The organism is Actinomyces mediterranea, assembly GCF_900155595.1.
GTDB classification, from domain to species: Bacteria; Actinomycetota; Actinomycetes; order Actinomycetales; family Actinomycetaceae; genus Pauljensenia; species Pauljensenia mediterranea.
The window spans coordinates 1,490,095-1,506,906 of record NZ_FTPB01000004.1 but is presented as its reverse complement, the minus strand read 5'-3'; the positions used below and the strand labels follow the sequence as shown (position 1 = coordinate 1,506,906).

13 protein-coding genes and 1 tRNA gene are annotated in these 16,812 nt (G+C 62.5%); 3 read left to right on the top strand and 11 right to left on the bottom strand.

Translation table 11 applies throughout. The annotated features are described in order from the left end of the window. Both BQ7471_RS10670 and BQ7471_RS10665 read left to right on the top strand, forming a co-directional pair. Nucleotides 1-2,608 (top strand): glycoside hydrolase family 2 TIM barrel-domain containing protein (locus tag BQ7471_RS10670; RefSeq protein ID WP_076466123.1); only part of this gene is annotated, 2,608 nt, incomplete at its 5' end. Between the two features lie 76 nt (nt 2,609-2,684). Beyond that, nucleotides 2,685-4,109, top strand: a complete 1,425-nt coding sequence (locus tag BQ7471_RS10665; protein WP_076466122.1) for an MFS transporter — start codon at nt 2,685-2,687, stop codon at nt 4,107-4,109. Nucleotides 4,110-4,176: 67 nt separating this feature from the next. Here BQ7471_RS10665 and rplA read toward each other — a convergent pair whose 3' ends face one another. The 11 genes from rplA to BQ7471_RS10610 form a co-directional block, all read right to left on the bottom strand. Further along, nucleotides 4,177-4,893 carry a 50S ribosomal protein L1 gene (gene rplA, locus BQ7471_RS10660; protein ID WP_076466120.1) on the bottom strand — a complete coding sequence of 239 codons (717 nt, stop codon included), beginning with the start codon at nt 4,891-4,893 and terminating at the stop codon, nt 4,177-4,179. Nucleotides 4,894-4,964: 71 nt separating this feature from the next. Next, nucleotides 4,965-5,396: a 50S ribosomal protein L11 gene (gene rplK, locus BQ7471_RS10655; RefSeq protein ID WP_076466118.1), complete on the bottom strand. Its 432-nt coding sequence runs from the start codon at nt 5,394-5,396 to the stop codon at nt 4,965-4,967. 200 nt (nt 5,397-5,596) lie between these two features. Continuing rightward, nucleotides 5,597-6,190: an RloB family protein gene (locus tag BQ7471_RS11980; protein WP_076466116.1), complete on the bottom strand. Its 594-nt coding sequence runs from the start codon at nt 6,188-6,190 to the stop codon at nt 5,597-5,599. After that, nucleotides 6,190-7,527 carry an AAA family ATPase gene (locus tag BQ7471_RS10645; RefSeq protein WP_083663383.1) on the bottom strand — a complete coding sequence of 446 codons (1,338 nt, stop codon included), beginning with the start codon at nt 7,525-7,527 and terminating at the stop codon, nt 6,190-6,192. The genes BQ7471_RS11980 and BQ7471_RS10645 overlap by 1 nt, the downstream gene beginning before the upstream one ends. Before the next feature lie 179 nt (nt 7,528-7,706). Then, nucleotides 7,707-8,465: a transcription termination/antitermination protein NusG gene (gene nusG / locus BQ7471_RS10640; protein WP_407922690.1), complete on the bottom strand. Its 759-nt coding sequence runs from the start codon at nt 8,463-8,465 to the stop codon at nt 7,707-7,709. A gap of 74 nt (nt 8,466-8,539) precedes the next feature. After that, on the bottom strand, nt 8,540-8,836 hold the full coding sequence (secE, locus tag BQ7471_RS10635) for a preprotein translocase subunit SecE (protein ID WP_076466111.1): 297 nt from the start codon (nt 8,834-8,836) through the stop codon (nt 8,540-8,542). A gap of 32 nt (nt 8,837-8,868) precedes the next feature. Further along, nucleotides 8,869-8,944, bottom strand: a tRNA-Trp gene (locus BQ7471_RS10630). 893 nt (nt 8,945-9,837) lie between these two features. Then, the gene (locus BQ7471_RS10625; RefSeq protein WP_076466110.1) at nt 9,838-10,725 is read right to left on the bottom strand and encodes an ABC transporter ATP-binding protein; all 888 of its coding nucleotides are present in this window, start codon (nt 10,723-10,725) and stop codon (nt 9,838-9,840) included. Next, entirely contained in the window at nt 10,709-12,796 is a 2,088-nt protein-coding gene (wecB, locus tag BQ7471_RS10620; protein WP_076466108.1) for a non-hydrolyzing UDP-N-acetylglucosamine 2-epimerase, read from the bottom strand. The genes BQ7471_RS10625 and wecB overlap by 17 nt, the downstream gene beginning before the upstream one ends. Continuing rightward, the gene (gene wecC / locus BQ7471_RS10615) at nt 12,793-14,088 is read right to left on the bottom strand and encodes a UDP-N-acetyl-D-mannosamine dehydrogenase (RefSeq protein WP_076466107.1); all 1,296 of its coding nucleotides are present in this window, start codon (nt 14,086-14,088) and stop codon (nt 12,793-12,795) included. Before wecC ends, wecB begins: the two co-directional genes overlap by 4 nt. Then, nucleotides 14,075-15,949: a glycosyltransferase gene (locus BQ7471_RS10610; protein WP_235821308.1), complete on the bottom strand. Its 1,875-nt coding sequence runs from the start codon at nt 15,947-15,949 to the stop codon at nt 14,075-14,077. Before BQ7471_RS10610 ends, wecC begins: the two co-directional genes overlap by 14 nt. An 80-nt stretch (nt 15,950-16,029) precedes the next feature. Between BQ7471_RS10610 and BQ7471_RS10605 the strand changes: the two genes are divergently transcribed. Then, nucleotides 16,030-16,785, top strand: a complete 756-nt coding sequence (locus BQ7471_RS10605) for a DUF6270 domain-containing protein (RefSeq protein ID WP_328586654.1) — start codon at nt 16,030-16,032, stop codon at nt 16,783-16,785. Nucleotides 16,786-16,812 lie beyond the last annotated feature (27 nt).

Below are 16,812 nucleotides of genomic sequence, written 5' to 3'. Positions count from 1 at the left end.
CCTCATCGTCGACGGCACCAATACACTCGCCGTCCTCGTCCTCAAATGGTGCGACGGAACCTATCTCGAGGACCAAGACAAGTTCCGCACCTCGGGGATCTTCCGCGACGTGTATCTGCTCAAGCGTCCCCGCTCCGTCCTCTACGACTACTTTATTACCACCGAATCGACCGGCGACGAGGCGACCATCACCATCAGGGGCTCCTTCAACCACGAGCCGGTGCCCACTCTCCTTGAACTCTCCGACATTGACGGGGCCATCGTCGCTACCGGCGTCCTCGAGCCCGCCAACGGCGATGACGACTACTCGCACCGGGCGACGCTGAGCGTCGCACACCCCCGGTTGTGGAATGCGGAATCCCCCTACCTCTACAACCTGACGATCATCTGTCCCGATGAGATCATCCGCGAGCGCGTCGGCATTCGCATGATCCGCACCGAAGGCGCTGTCCTGATGGTCAATGGGGCTCCCGTGACTCTGCGCGGCGTCAACCGTCACGATTCAGATCCACTGACCGGCCCCGCCGTCGACCTCGAACATATGCTGCGCGACCTCGCAATGATGCGTGAGAACAACATCAATGCGATCCGCACCGCCCACTACCCCTCCGACCCTCGCTTCTACCAGCTGTGCGACCGCTACGGCTTCTACGTGATGTCGGAGGCCGACAATGAGAGTCACGGCACCCAGACCCAGTACCTTTCCGACCAATCGTGGGACAACACGGTCGAGCACTGGAACACGCGCATCACCGAGGCCCCGGAGTGGGTCGCCCCAACCCTCGACAGGGTCAGACTCTGCGTCATACGGGAGAAGAACCGTCCGAGTGTCTTCTCTTGGTCGGCCGGCAATGAATGCGCCTTCGGACGCGCCTTCGAAGAGTCGCTGGCGTGGATGAAGCGCTTCGACCCCACTCGCGTCACCCACTACGAATCGGCGTACTACCGCTCCTCCGACAGGCGCTACGACTACTCGAATATCGATCTCTACGCCCGGATGTATCCGCCGCTCAGTGACCTCCGCGCCTACCTCGACACCAACCCGGACAAACCCTTCCTCCTCGTCGAGTACTGCCACTCGATGGGCAATGGCCCCGGCGACCTCGAGGACTACTGGAAGATCATCCTCGAAGACCCCCGCATATGCGGCGGGTTCGTGTGGGAGTGGTGCGACCACGCCGTCCTCGACGGAGTCGACGAGAACGGTCGGCCTCGCTATCGCTACGGTGGCGACAGCGGCGAGGACGTGCACGATAGGAACTTCTGCGTCGACGGCCTCGTCGCCCCCGATCGCACTCCCCATCCCGGGTTACGCGAACTATGGAACGTCCAGCGGCCCGTGCGCGTCACCGGCTTCGACCCCGCATCCGGGTCGATCACCCTGCTCAACGTCCTCGACTTCACCGAACTGACCCGCGACATCGAGATCGACTACGAGCTGACCGCCGACGGCTCATGTATCGCCGAGGGCGTCCTCCTCCTGCCCGGCGAGGTTCCGCCCCACGCGAGCATCGACGTGGATCTGCCGGGCACGATCTTCGAGGCACTTCCGGACAAGGGGCGCTGCTTCCTCACGCTGTCCTACCGGTCCCTGCACGATCACCCGCTCCTCCCCGCGGGCCACCTGCTCGGATTCGACGAGTGTGAGATCCCCGTCGCGGATTCGCGCAACCAGCGGGCCGCCGCCCTACTCGAGGGGCCTGCGAGCGAGGAGGGAGCACCCCGGGTCAGTGACGGCGATGGCATGATCGTCGTCTCCGCAGCCGGGTTCGCCTACCGCTTCGACACGAGGACGGGCCTCCTCGACAGTGCGAGCGTCAACGGCAAGACCACCCTCGTCCGCCCCTGCGAGATCAACATCTGGCGCGCGCCCACCGACAACGACCGCATCATCAAGACAGAATGGAAGCGTGCGCAGTACCACCGGGCGTACGCGCACGCCTACTCCTGCGAGGCGACTATCGAGGGCGACGCCGTCGTCATCGAGTCGAGGGCCGCCCTCGTCGCACCGATCGTTCAGCCGATCATGCTCCTCGACCTGCGCTGGAGCATCACCGGCGATGGAACCCTCGACCTCGCAATTCGAGGACGGCGCGACGAGGAGTTCCCCTACCTGCCGCGCTTCGGCATCCGCTTCTTCCTGCCCGACGTGATGGCGCAGGTGTCCTACTTCGGCCTCGGACCGCAGGAAAACTACGCCGACAAGCGGCAGTCGTGCCGTCACGGATGGTACGAGACGCAGGTCTCGGACCTGTCAGAGGACTACATCCGCCCCCAAGAAACCGGATCGCGCGGAGACTGCGAGGTCGTGACCCTCACCGGGGACGGGCTGTCACTGACCGCGGCGAGCTCCTCCCTTTTCTCCTTCAACGCTTCGCACTACACGCAAGAAGAACTCGAAGCGAAGGGGCACAACCACGAGTTGATTCCCTGCGGGGCGATGGTCGTGTGCATCGACTCCGCGATGTCCGGCGTCGGTTCGGCCAGTTGCGGGCCCGAGCTCGCCGCGCCCTACCGGGTCGACGCCGCCGACCTATCCCTCGACGTGCGCCTCGTCTTCAACAATGCGCATGACTGTGCAGGCGGGCCTCGCTCGACGGTCGAGTGAAGACCTGTCAGTAGCCTCCCCCACTCCCCGATTCCGAATCCAGAACGCACTGAACACATCACGAAGAGGTGAACATATGAGTGAGACTCTCACAAAGAAGAAGTACTTGACGTGGCACAACAAAATCGGATACGGAACCGGCGATATCGCAGGTAACGTCGTCTACGCCTTCTTGTCATTCTTCGTCATGATCTACCTGACTGACACCATGGGGATGGACGCGGGCATCGTGGCCACCCTGATGATGCTGTCGAAGTTCTTCGACGGATTCTCCGACTTCGTCTTCGGCTTCCTCCTGGACAAGACCCGCACGACAATGGGTAAGGCCAGGCCATGGATGTTCGGAGCCTTCTTCGGATGCGCCCTCACACTGGTCGGCTGCTTCGCGATCCCCACGAACCTCGGCTTGACCGCGCAGTACGCCTGGTTCTTCATCTGCTACACGCTCCTCAACTCCGTGTTCTACACGGCGAACAACATCGCCTACTCGGCGCTGACGGCCCTCATCACGAAGAACACGAACGAGCGCGTTCAAATGGGATCCATCCGCTTCATCTTCGCCTTCGGAACGTCCCTGACGATCCAAGCGATCACCGTGGGCGCCGTCGCAGCAATGGGCGGCGGCGCCTCGGGATGGCGCACCGTCGCCGTCATCTACGCGATCGTCGGCCTCGCCTCCAACTCCTTCGCAGTATTTTCCGTCAAGGAGCTCTCCCCCGAGGAGCTCGCCGCGGGCGAGGAAGTCGCCGACGATGCCGACACGCTGCCGGTGCTCCAGGCGCTGCGCCTCGTGGTCTCCAACAAGTACTTCATCCTCATCGTGCTCATGTTCATCACGATGCAGTTGTACGGCGCCCTGACGGGTCTGGGCATCTACTTCATGCGCTACGTGCTACACGACGACTCCCTGCTCGGCCCATTCGCAACGGCGATCAACATTCCACAGATGATCGTCCTGATCGTGCTCCCATTCGTCGTCGCCCGCTTCAAAAGCATGTGGCGAGTCGACATGGCAGGATATATCGTCGCCATCGCAGCCCGCATCGGCGTCATCGTCGGCGGCTACCTCGTCAACGTTCCAATGATGATCGCCTTCACCGCCCTCGCGGCACTGTCCATCGCGCCTCTGCAGGGCACGGTCACCGCGTTGATCGCCGAGGCCGGCGAGAACACCTTCCTCAAGACGGGCGTTCGCATTGACGGCCTGATGTTCTCCTGCACGTCACTGGGCACGAAGATCGGCGGCGGGCTGGGGACGGCGTTGACCGGCTGGCTGCTCGACGCAGCGGGCTACATCCCCACGACCGGGGACCAGATCGTCGAACAGCCGCAATCGGTCATCGACATGCTGCACGTCACCTACCTGTGGCTACCGGCCCTCGCCTGTTTCATCATCGCCATCATCGTGTTCAATCTCGACGTCGAGAAGCAGAACGCGCGGCTGCGCGACGAGCACGCCGCACAGACTGACGAGCACGCCGCACAGACTCAGGAAACGTAGGAGGCCCTGATCACAACGCGGCGGGGTGGTGAAAGATTCTCACCACCCCGCCGCGTGTCACGCCGTGTCAGGAAGCGTCCTCCGTTGCGACGTTCTTCGTCTTGGTGACATCCAGGGGGATGCCGGGGCCCATGGTCGTTGCCACGGTGCCCTTGATGATATAGCGGCCCTTCGATGCGGACGGCTTGAGGCGCAGCACCTCGTCGAGCACAGCCGCGTAGTTCTCTGCGAGCTGGTCGGCGGTGAAGGACGCCTTGCCGATGATGAAGCCGAGGTTCGCGTGCTTGTCGACGCGGAACTCGATACGGCCGCCCTTGATCTCCTTGATCGCCTTGGCGACGTCCATGGTGACCGTGCCGGTCTTCGGGTTCGGCATGAGGCCGCGGGGGCCGAGGACGCGGCCGAGACGTCCGACCTTGCCCATGAGATCCGGGGTCGCAACGGCAACATCGAAATCGGTGTAGCCCTTGGCGACCTTCTCGATGAGCTCGTCGCCGCCGACCTCGTCGGCTCCGGCGTCAATGGCCTCCTGCGCGCGCTCGCCAACGGCGAAGACCAAGACCCGGGAGGTCTTGCCGGTGCCGTGCGGCAGGGAGACGGTGCCGCGCACCATCTGATCGGCCTTACGAGGATCGACACCCAGCCGGAACATGACCTCAACGGTCGAGTCGAACTTGGTAACGGTCGTTTCCTTGGCCAGCTTCATGGCCTCGAGGGGAGTGTAGAGAATACCCGCGTGGACCTTCTCGGCCGCGGCGCGGTATGCCTTCGAGCGCTTCGTCATTCTGCTTCTTCTCCTTGCAGTCGTGGTCGTCCGGGCAGCGCCTGCCCTACCACTGGAATGTTCGGGGGTGATCAGTCGGTAACGGTGATGCCCATGGAGCGGGCGGTACCGGCGATGATCTTGGCGGCGGCCTCAACGTCATTGGCATTGAGGTCGACCATCTTGGCCTGGCCGATCTCGCGAGCCTGGTCCATCGTGATGGAACCGACCTTGGTTTTGTTCGGAACGCCGGAGCCCTTCTGGACGCCTGCGGCCTTCTTGATCATCTCAGCGGCCGGCGGGGTCTTGAGGACGAACGTGAAGCTGCGGTCCTCGTAGACGGTGATCTCAACGGGGACGATCGAGCCGCGCTGAGACTCGGTCGCCGCATTGTACGCCTTCGTGAACTCGACGATGTTCACACCGTGCTGGCCCAGAGCAGGACCGACAGGCGGTGCAGGGGTAGCGGCGCCGGCTGCGATCTGAAGCTTGATCAGGCCGGTGACCTTCTTCTTCGGTGCCATGTATTTCGGGTCTTTCTGTGTATGTCCCAGGCGACGGATGCCGCACTTGGTCGTGCAATGAGTCACCGGCCGTCAGGCACAGTGAACCTAATGCGCACGAAGGTTAATCCTATCGCGCACTACCGCCTTCACCCAAGTCCAGGTGCCCGAGGTCACTCCCCGCGCTTGGCGACCTGGTCGAAGCTGCGATCAAAGCCCGCTCACTCTCGAGACGAGAGCAGTCGGTCGACAAGATGCCTCATCCCCGTTCCCGGTGAGGGAGGGAGCTCTCCGGCTCCTACTCGCGACGTCCCCGGCAACTGACAGTGCCTATCGGCGAACTGATGTTTCTCGAAAGGGAAGTCTGAAGGCAAGTGCTTATCCGTCTCGCGCACCGGCGCCAATTTCCGGAAGTGCTCCTGAGCATCATTCTGGTCCTGGTAGTTGCGCACTTGCTCGTAGTGAGCGATAAGCCAGACCTCGAAGCACGGCCTCGAGACAACAGCGAACCATCGCCCCTTCCTGCTTCTGCGTCTGTATTCCGCAACGAAGCCGGACCGATCCGCACCATCCTCGTCAACGACAATCCACACTTCATCATATGCGCTCGTATCACCGTGCGGACTCGTCAGCTTGCTCAAAACAGTCTTCGGATCGCCATGAATCGTCTTGATGGTGATCGCGAGGTCATCCCGTAAGCGCGCCTCAGGCTTGAGGCGACGGAGGTAAGAGCTTTCCGTGCGTTCCCCATTGGTGACAATGAGAATGCTCGTCTTCGGCGTCCTCCGAAGCCGTCGCCCGCCCGCCCTCGCCATCAATCCGTCTTTCTCTCATCCTGATTGTCAATCGACGGAGTGGTGATGAAGTCGTGCAGCAGGAAGTCGTCAACTTGCGGCGTAGCTCCGAACTGGCCGGAGAGGTATCGCTTCTCGCTATTGTTCCCAGGCCGGTTGTCAAAGTCATCAAGGGAGTACAACTCGGAGTGACCCGAGTTATCCTTCTCCACGAACCAGACATTTCGAGGCTGAAGGACCCGAGTGGGCGCATTCCCCAGCAGGGAGATGTCGTGCGTCGTGAAGATCAGTTGCGCCCCACGCGGATTGAGATGCTCCGAAGTGAACAGAGTAACGATGTATCGCGTGAGCTCAGGATGCAGACTCGCATCGAGTTCGTCGACAAGCAAGATACTGCCTCGTTTTAGAGCATTCAGTGTATGCCAGGCGATGGTGAGCCAGGTCAGCGTTCCTGAACTCTGTGCCTGAAGTGGCAATTCAAAGATGGAGTCACCATCCCCGGAATGGATAAACACGATCTTGTCGTGAATCTTGGGAATGTCATCGACCGTTTCTACGATCTCGCTCGAAGTCAGAGCTTCAGCGAAACGCGCAAAATGCTCTCGCACATGCTCCGGGATCTCCTCGTTTTGAATTTCAATCCGCTCGAGGCCAAGATCTCCCGCCTTCAACAGAGCGCGGACCAGCTCACCTTGTTCGCCGGGAGCGGCGAGCATCTCGCCAACGATCCTCCGGATGATGCTGAAGTCTTCGGCATCACGCAAGGAAACCTGTTCCACCCCGCTCCCAAGAGCTAAAGCGTCAGCGATCGGGGAGAGCTTCGCATGTCCATACTTACGAGCCACAGCGAGGTACAGCATCGGAGCTTTCGTGAGCTTAAGCACTTCGACTGTGGGTCCCGTCAAAGTCGCCCCCTTCTTGAAGTCAATACTTGTGCCCCGCGCCGACTGGCGACGGACGAACAGCATCCGTTTCGCGCCATGCGGGAAGGAATACAAAGCTTCGCGCCCCACACCCCATGCATGGGCTTCGATCTCATAGAGATAGCGAACGCCTTCGCGGTTAACGAAATCGATCGAATACGCCGTCACAGGATCATCGACATTGATGCCCCGAGTCGGCTGGAAGATCGCTCCAGAACCATCCGTGACGATCGAGCGCGCGACAGCGATCACCGCGTCAAGGATCGTCGTCTTTCCGGAAGCATTCGGGCCATAGATCGCCGCAACCCGTTCAATGCAATCAACCCAGGTCTGCCCCTCCCGAGGCACAACCGTCTTCAGGGTTCTCGCCACGAGATCAAGCTCCGCCGTAGCGAAGAAGGAGCGAAAACCAGAGACTCGAAATCTGAGGAGCATGGGGCAAGCATAACAGAGACAGGCTTTAATCGGGAAGAAAATTTCAGAACATGCCCTGTCTAGACACCTAAGAGGCTGCCGAAACCTCAGACCACTCCCCTCTTTGGAACACCCCTTCGATGCCAACGCGGGGCTGAGAGATCTCTTAACCTCCCAGCCCCGCCTGACCAGCGAGTTCGTCACTCCTCGCGCTTGGCGACCTGAGAGAAAGCGAGTTCGAGCGGGGTCTCCCGCTCGAAGATGGTGACGAGGACCTTGAGCTTCTGAGTATCCGGGGCGATCTCGGAGATCGTCGCCTCCATGCCCTCGAAGGGGCCGTCGGTGACGGTGACGACCTCGCCGACCTCGAAGGCCAGACGGACCTCTTCGATCTTCTGCTTCACGGGGGCCGCCTGGGGGCCTGCCTCTTCCAGGACGTTGAACTTCAGCAGGTCGACGACCTCGTCAATGGACAGCGGCACGGGGTTGTGCTGGTCGCCGACGAAACCCGTGATCGCGGGGGTGTCCTTGACGACCCGGTAGGACTGCTCATCGAAGTCCATGCACACGACGACGTATCCGGGGATGCGGACATGGCGCACGCGCTTCTTGACGGAGCCGCGGAACTCGGTGATGTACTCGTCGGGAACCTCGACACGGAAGATCTTCTCCTCCATGTTCTGGTTCGCGATGCGCTGCTCGAGGTTGGCTTTCACCTTGCGCTCGTGGCCGGAGTACGTGTGGACAACGTACCAATCGCCCGGCATCGAGTAGAGCTCCAGGCGGAACTCCTCCAGCGGGTCCATGTCGTCCTCGTCGGAGTCTTCCTCTGCGGCCGCGGGCTCGGGCTCAGCCGCGGGCTCGGGCTCGACGGCCGACTCCGCCTCGTTGACGATGGCGGTCGTCTCTTCAGCGGCGGTGTCGAATTCGACTGCGTCTTCGTTCACGCGTTCCTCCAAATGATTCGGGTCGGGTCCCCGGCGGCGCTGTAGAAGAAACCCGCCTGCAGATTCCTGCGGGCGGGTTCTCAGCTTCAGCCGAAGATCAATGCGTTCAGTCTACCGAAGCCGAAGTCTAAAAGGCCGGTGAACGCCATGATTACTGCCACAAAAACGATGACGACCGTGAAGTAGGTCCACGTCTCATTCCCCGTGGGGTAGGTGACCTTCTTCATCTCGGCAATGACCTGCGTGATGAAGATCCAGATCCGCTTGAAGATATTCGGTTTCTTGCGGTTGTCCTCGACCGCACGGTCGCGGGAAGGGGTCGCCCCGGTCTTGGTGCGATCTCGACGCGCCGAACCGGAGTCGGCGGCGACTGCCTCTGCCATGCGGCCTCCTAGGCTCGGTGGTGGATATGCTCTGGCAGGGCAGGCGGGACTCGAACCCACAACCGCCGGTTTTGGAGACCGGTGCGCTACCAATTGCGCCACTGCCCTACGTGCAGGCCGTTGACCCGCGCCCAGAAGTTTAGGGAATAAACGCTGCCCTGTCCACCCGGGGTGCCACCGCTTCGATCGGATCGCCGCATTAATCACGCCCGCCTTGGCCGGACGCCGCCCGTTTCGGATCCGCTGCGCGAATCCTGCCCGCGCCCGAGTCCTGCGGTCGGCGCCCCACCACTTGCATTCGGAGCACATCACCGCCGCATGACGATGGGGTGCACGGATAGCGCGCGGATCCCGGGAAAACCTGAGGCAGAGCTTTCCCCATATAAAACAGCGGGTCCGCATCCGTCGAGAGTTCCTGCGGGAAACGCTGTCCGAACGGGTCGGAGAGGGCAACGCCTTCGGGTACTGTTCCGCGCTCGTACGGGACGTCGGACGCAGCAGGGAGACGATGCACCCGGCTCGCGTACCGGCTGTGTTCCCCATGCGCCTCGCCGGGGCGAAACTGGCAACGGTACGCGCCGTAGGGTCCATCCCTTGTGTCATCCGGGTATCCCTTGCACGGCTATCAGCGTCCCGATGATGACCCCCCACCGCATGTGCCTGATTCGAGTGGCGGCCCGGTGCGTGTCGGCCGGGCGCTACCCGTCAAAACGCACACAGTTTCCAGAAACCGCAGCAAGCCACACAAGTATCTAAGGCTGTGAACTGCAAATATGCAGAATAGTCCGGACAACGATCGGGAGTTGACGCGAAAACTGTGTGCGTTTATGCGGGTCAACAGGAGTGAAGATCGGGCGGGGCCGGGCCTATCAGGGGCACCAAACAACGCCCACCACGCCTTCGCGCCAGGCGGTCGGCGACGACAACACCGAGCGGCCACACGCACAGGGCCGGGGACGCACCGCACACAGCGAACGGCAAGCCGCGCTCTGGTACCCCCTTCAGGTGAGGACCTCGAATGGAGTCGGTTCGTACTTCTCCTGCGCTTCAGCGAACAGGCGATCCGCCTCGTCATTCTTCCCCTCGGCGAGTTTCCACGCCCACAGCCTGTAGGCGCGCGCAGTCTCCCAGGCGGGGCCATCGGCAATGAGTTTGCCGTGATGCATCCACACGGCTCGCGTGCACATCTCCTCAATGGTCTGCGCCGCGTGCGACACGAGGAACACGGTACCCGCAGAGCGGCGGATCTCGGTGAGGACGTCTTCCGAACGCTTCTTAAAACTCGCGTCGCCCGTGCCCAGTGCCTCATCGATGAGCAGAATATCGGGCTGTGACGCCGCATTGATTGCGAAGCGTAGGCGCGCACCCATGCCCGCAGAATAGGTCTTCATCGGCCGGTAGATGGAATCCCCGATGCCGGCAAGTTCCGCAATCGCGGGGGTCGCCGCCTTCGTCTCCGCGGGCGTCAGCCCCATGGCGAGGCACCCAAGTTGAATATTGCGAATCCCCGTCAAGTCCGGGACGAGGGCCGCCCCCACCCCGAGCAACGTCGGCTGCGATCTGGCGTACACGCGTCCGCTGACCGGGGGTTCGACTCCGGCGATCATTCGCAGCAGCGTCGACTTGCCCGACCCATTGAGACCGAGGACTCCGACGGATTCACCGGTACGCACACACAGCGACACATCGTTGACGGCGTGCACATCCACCTTGATGGGGCGTCTAACCAGCGCGTGCATCGTGCGGGCGAGCAGGCTCGCGCGCTTGCGAGCCTCACGATCCGTCGTCTCGGTGCGGTAGATCTGGTGGACCCGGTCGACGACGACAGAGGGTTCACCGAGAGAGAGTTCGACGCCCTTCTTCGGCTCTTCCTCAGGATTCTCTGCCATAGGACTCCTCATGCGACCAGAAGACAATGAATCCCAATGCGAGCATTCCTGCCGCCCAGATACCCAGGTACGCCCATTCGTCCGTCGTCGGAATAGTGTCGTACACGAGGGCGTCGCGCGCCATCTTCAGGATCTGATAACCAGGATTCGCCGTCATGATCGAATACACCGGCTCATGGTCGGCGAATCGGTCGAGTGAGAAAAAGATGCCCGACCCGTAGAACCAGAAGCGGCTGATGAGCGGCCAAATGAACTTCAAGTCGGGCACGCGGGCAGTCAACGATGCGGTGAACAAAGCGATCCCGAGGCTGAACACCCACGCCAGGGCAACGACCGGGATGATGAGGAGCCATGTCGGGCTCGGGACAACGTGCGGAGGCACGATAGCGATGAATGCCAGGGTCGCGAACAGCACCGGGATGAAGTCGAGGAGATTGCGCAAGGCCCAGGACACGACGAGGGACGCCCTGGGGAAAGAGAATGCGCGCAGCATGTTCTTCGCCCCCGGAATAATCGCGCCCCCAGAGGTCAACCCCACTTGGACCAGGGTGAACACATTGATGCCGACGATGAGGTAGGCAAGAAAGTTATCGACACCACGACCCGTACGCAACAGCAGTCCGAAGATGACGAAGAAGATCATGCCGTCGAGGAAAGGCCGTAGCACCAACCACAGCTTGCCCAGCACCGTACCGCGCGATGTGGCGAAAGCCTTCGCCCTCGAGTCGGCAATGATGAAGTAGCGGCGGGCCCAGATCTGTGTGATATAGGTGCGCAGCGGGGGCCTCGTGGCGACCTCGTTGAGGCGCCACGTCGGGACCGACACATTGCCCGACACTTCGATCTCGGACAGGGTCGATACGACCCACTCGCCGATCCCACTGTGGCTGCCCGAATCCTTCGCCGTCATCGGCCCCCCCTCTCCGTCGTAGTCCGCCTCCCGGTCGCCAACCCCGGTGAGATCCGCGATTGCGGCAACGCAGCGTCTGGCGGCGGCTCCATCGCCGAAGGGGTTGTCCTTTCGGGCCTGGGCGACGCGACTGGGTGATGCGAGGATATGCGTCGCAGCGTCATACACCGCCTCCTCGTCGGTGCCGACAAGACTCGCCCACCCGCTTGCGACGGCCTCTGGACGCTCCGTGGTCTCACGGAGGATGAGGACGGGCGTGCGCAGGCTCGGAGACTCCTCCTGTACTCCACCAGAGTCGGAGAGTACAAGGGTGGACGCCTTCACGAGGCGCAAGAAGTCCGGGTACTGCAACGGGGGCACCATGACGACATTCCGACAGTCGCCGACGACATCCGCAAAAGTCTTGCCGACCTGCGGGTTCGCATGAAGCGGCAGGACGAACACCGTGTCAGGGAATTCGAGGGCGAGCCTGCGGACGGCCCGAGCCGTGGAGCGCTGCGGCTCCCCCCAATTCTCACGACGGTGCGATGTCACGGTGACCAGCGGTCTGCCCGAGGCAACAATCCTCTCAACATGTCGATTCGTCCAATGCCGCGACGAGGCGATGATCATGTCAAGCGCATCGACGACGGTATTGCCCGTCACCGCGATCTTCGTCTCGCTGATCCCCTCGCGCAGGAGATTCCGCTTCGCGCTGATCGTCGGGGCGAGGTGAAGTTCGGTGATCTGCGACACGAGCCGACGGTTCCCCTCTTCGGGGAAGGGTTGCGACAGGTCGCCCGAGCGCAAGCCCGCCTCCAAGTGGACGACGGGGATGCGGGCGTTGAAGGCCGCGAGCGCCGCCATCACAACGGTCGTGGTGTCCCCCTGGACGAGCAGCGCATCCGGGCGGTGCTCGTCCAGGGCGGCGTCCAGACGGTTGATGATCTTCGCAGACAGGCGGTTGAGGCTCTGCCCCGTCTCGAAGACCCCGAGGTCCAGATCCGGGGTGATGCCGAACAGGGAGCCGACCCCGTCGAGCATCTGACGGTGCTGCCCCGTGACGACCGTGATCACACGGAAGCGCGAGTCATTGCGCAGCGCGCGGATGACGGGCGCCACTTTGATGCCTTCGGGGCGCGTCCCGTAGGCGACCATGATGAGGGGTGAGTGGTCCTTCACGACGCTCCTCCCGCCGTTCGCCGCCACAGGCCCTTCGTATCGATGATCGGACGATCGCCGAAAATCGCCGGGTCCGTTCGACGGAATTGCCGGTGGTCGACGAGCAGGACAATGATATCGGCACGCTCCACCGCATCGTCGAGCGTCACGAGACGCACATTGGTCATGGCGGCGAACGCTGTGGGCAGGTGCGTGATATGCGGTTCGACGGCAAGCACCTCCATCGTCGGGTTGCTCGTGGCGAGTTCGAGGGCAATGCCCACCGAAGGTGATTCGCGCAAGTCGTCGATATCAGGTTTGAATGCGAGGCCGAGCAGCGCGATCTTCGGCTTGTCCAGTCCGAGGACGTCGACGGCGGCGCGGATCTGTTCGATGACTCTTGCAGGCATCGAGTCGTTGACCTCACGGGCCGTGCGGATCAAGCGCACCCGGGAGGGGGCGGCCGAGACAATGAACCACGGGTCTACTGCAATGCAGTGCCCGCCGACCCCCGGGCCGGGCTGGAGGATAGAGACGCGGGGGTGCCGATTCGCCAATTCGATAACATCCCACACGTTGATCCCAAGGTCGTCGCAGATGAGGGAGAGTTCGTTCGCGAAGGCGATATTGACGTCCCTGAAGGAGTTCTCCGCGAGTTTGGTCAGTTCCGCCGTCGCAGCGCCGGTGACGGACACCGTTCCCGTGCAGAAGGACTGATAGACCGCCTGTGCGCGGACGCCGGCCTCGTCCCCCAGACCGCCGACGATCCGATCATTCGTCGTCAGCTCGGCCAAGATGCGTCCGGGCAGGACTCTTTCGGGGGCGTGAGCGAAGAAAAGAGCGCCGGGATGTGCCGGGTCCATGCTGAGGTCGGGGCGCTCGGCGAGGATCTTGTGCGCCATCATCTCAGTCGTCCCCGGGGGAACCGTTGATTCAAGGACGACGAGTTCACCGCCCGCAAGGATCGGCGCGATCGATTCCGCGGCGGCGTTGATGTAGCTCATGTCCACTGTGTGCTCGCCCGTGAAGGGGGTCGGCACGGACACGATGAATACGTCGGCGGGTTCAGGACGGGTAGATGCGCGAAACGCACCCGAGCGGACGACACCCGCGAGGGCCTCCTCCAAGCCCGCTTCGACGAAGGGCAGGGAGCCGTAGTTGATGGATGCGACGACGTTCTCGGAGACATCGACTCCGAGGACGCTCCATCCCGCCTGGGCGAAGACGACGGCGGTGGGCAGGCCGATGTATCCCAGTCCGACGACGACCAGTCGGCCTTGTGGGAGCGCACGAAGGGGCTCAGAAGAGGACATGATCGAATGCCTTCCCGAACGAGACGACGCGTGAAGTGGCGAGCACCTGTGGGTCGTCGATCTGCCATGTGTGCGAGGGATGCGTCGACCGGTGCTGGATGAACCCGAATCGGTCGCTTGAAAAGACTCTACCCCCGTTGCGCTGAACTTCTCTAAGGAATTCGGAATCCTCTCCCGTCGTCCGAGCTTCGAAGGGGGCGTTCATGAACACGTCGCGGGGCGCGACGATCGTCGGTCCTGCAACGAAATGCGTCCATGTCCGCTCACTGCGAGCAAACCTCAGACACAGGGCGTCCATGCCCTCCAGGTACATGTAGTGGGCGTGTTTGCCGACAACCTCCGCATTCGAGTAGGACAGGGCAGCAAGCTGGTCGGCGAGGTAGTGGCCGCCGTACCAGTCGTCATCGTCGATCTTGGCGAGGACGTCCCCGTCGGCGCGGGCAACGAGGGCGTTGTAGCACTCCCCCAGGCTCCATGAGCGCTCCCCCATCAGCCATTGGACGTTCAGGCCCATGTCGCGCGCCCGGGCGACGGCGCGAGGATCGGCGTCGAATCCGTGGGTGAGGATGAGAACCTGCAGGTCCACGTCGCGCTGGTCGGCCATCTGGGTGAGGACGTGATCGAGTTGATGCGGCCTATTCGTCGAGACGAGAGTGGTGACGGTGCGGGGCGGGGCGACCCACTCGGGATGGCCGATGGCGGTGAATACCGCGTCGAGTCGATGAGAGTAGGCGTGTTCGCGCCAGATGCGCCGCTGGGCGCGGTGCGTGATCCGGTCTCTCAACTCCGGTGACGCGTCGAGGGCGCGGATCCACTGCCCCGTCTCTGTCCGGTCCTTCACCTGGATGACGTCTCCAGCGTCGAAGAAGCTGTCGATCGCGGCGGAGGGAGCGGAAATGACCGGGGTACCGCAGGCCGTGGCCTCGAAGATCCTCCTCGCGCACATCGACTGACTCGCGACGACGGAGTTCACATTGAGGATCGCATGGTAGCTGCGGTTCGCCGTCAGCATCCGCGAATAGGTGAGTTCGCCGCGCACAGAGGCGTCGTAGGGGGCGGGGAAGCGGTAAGCATCCGACATATCCTGGAATCGGGAGAAGATGTCAAGCGGGTGCGATAGTCGCGATTCCACGTCGAGGGCTCCCCCCAGCAGCATCTCCATCTGCTCGCGCCGCTCGGGGTACTTATCCTTGAAATAGGTGCCCGCGAAGGCCACGGAGCGCTCGTCCTCTTCAGCGAGGCCGACGGGGCGGATCGGGTTATGGATGGCGGGCTGGGCGCCGAAAGGCATAACGCCGATACGATTGTGGCCGAAGTCGCGCCGATAGGAGTCGACGGAAGACACATCCGTCGTGAACACCCAGTCGAAGAGTCGAGCGGTGGCTAAGAAGTCGTTGTAGTGGACCGGGTCTTCCTTGTTCCAGAACACCGTGGGGATCGAGTGGGCGCGACAGTGCTCAATGAGGGCGCTCAGATATTGGGAGGGAGCGTTGCCACCTGTGAATCTGCCCTTCCACTGATCATGGTTCCCATGCCACGCCGATTCGACGAATAGCAGGTCGATGGGGGTGTCGCGCAGTTGGTCCGACCACCGCCTGGGGTCGAGTTCCACCTGGTTCCACTCATAGGCGAAGGCGTCGAGGGTGAAGGTGTCAGCGATGACTCCGACGACGAGAGGCCGCCGTCCCCTCCACGTCTCGGGATCGGGTGCGGGCCACTCGTCGAAGAGGGCGCCGTCGCGCTTCCTGCGCCTCCGAGAAGCCCGCGGGTAGGAGGAGCGGCGCTGTTCGAAGTCTCTGAGCTGCACGAGCCCGCCGTGGCGCAGATGCCACAAGCGCTTTCGCCACAGATCGAGTCGCACGATATCCACCTCGCACATTCACCGTTAGGATGTATCCGATGATCCCATATCGAGGGCCCCATCGGTGAGAATGGCGGAATATGACCCCCAACCCCCGAGGTGTTATGAAACAGGCGATATTCGGCAGTTGCGTGACCCGCGACGCCCTTGAGTACGCGGATCCGGCGTTATTCGAACGCTCCGTGTACATCGCCCGCCAGTCGATGATCTCCATCGGACACCCGACCTCGGATACTGCCCTGACCTCCGTGAGCCTCACCTCCCCCTTCCAGCACCATCTCTTTCACGGGGACCTTGCGGGCGATGCATTGACCCGTATCCGCCGCACTCTGTCGACCTCCGACACGTCGGTATGCCTCGTCCTCGACCTCGTCGACGAGCGCGGCGGGATCTTCGTCCACCCTGACGGCGCGGTCATCACCCGCAGCATTGACGGCGTCGACAACGACGTCTACTCGCGCCTGAGCGCCGACTGGACCCTCCATACCTTCGGCTCGATGCAGCATTGGACGATGTACGCCCGGGCGAGCCAGGACCTGCGCCGCGCACTCGAAGAGGTGGGGGTGTGGAGGCGGACAGTCGTCGTGAAGGTCAAGTGGGCCGCAGAGGACACGACCGGGGCGCCCACCGCCGGCTCCTTCGGCTTCACCGCCGAGGTCGCCAATGAGATCCTCGACGGGTACTACGAGCTCCTCGACATGCACGGGTGGACACTCGTCACCCCCGGGGTCGAACCGATCGCAGACCCCGACCACAAGTGGGGGGCCGCCCCCTTCCACTACACAGAGTCCTACTATCGCGCAATCAACGACGCATTGACGCGCACGCTCACGTGAGGCGCGCGTGAATACTTCTGCACAGCA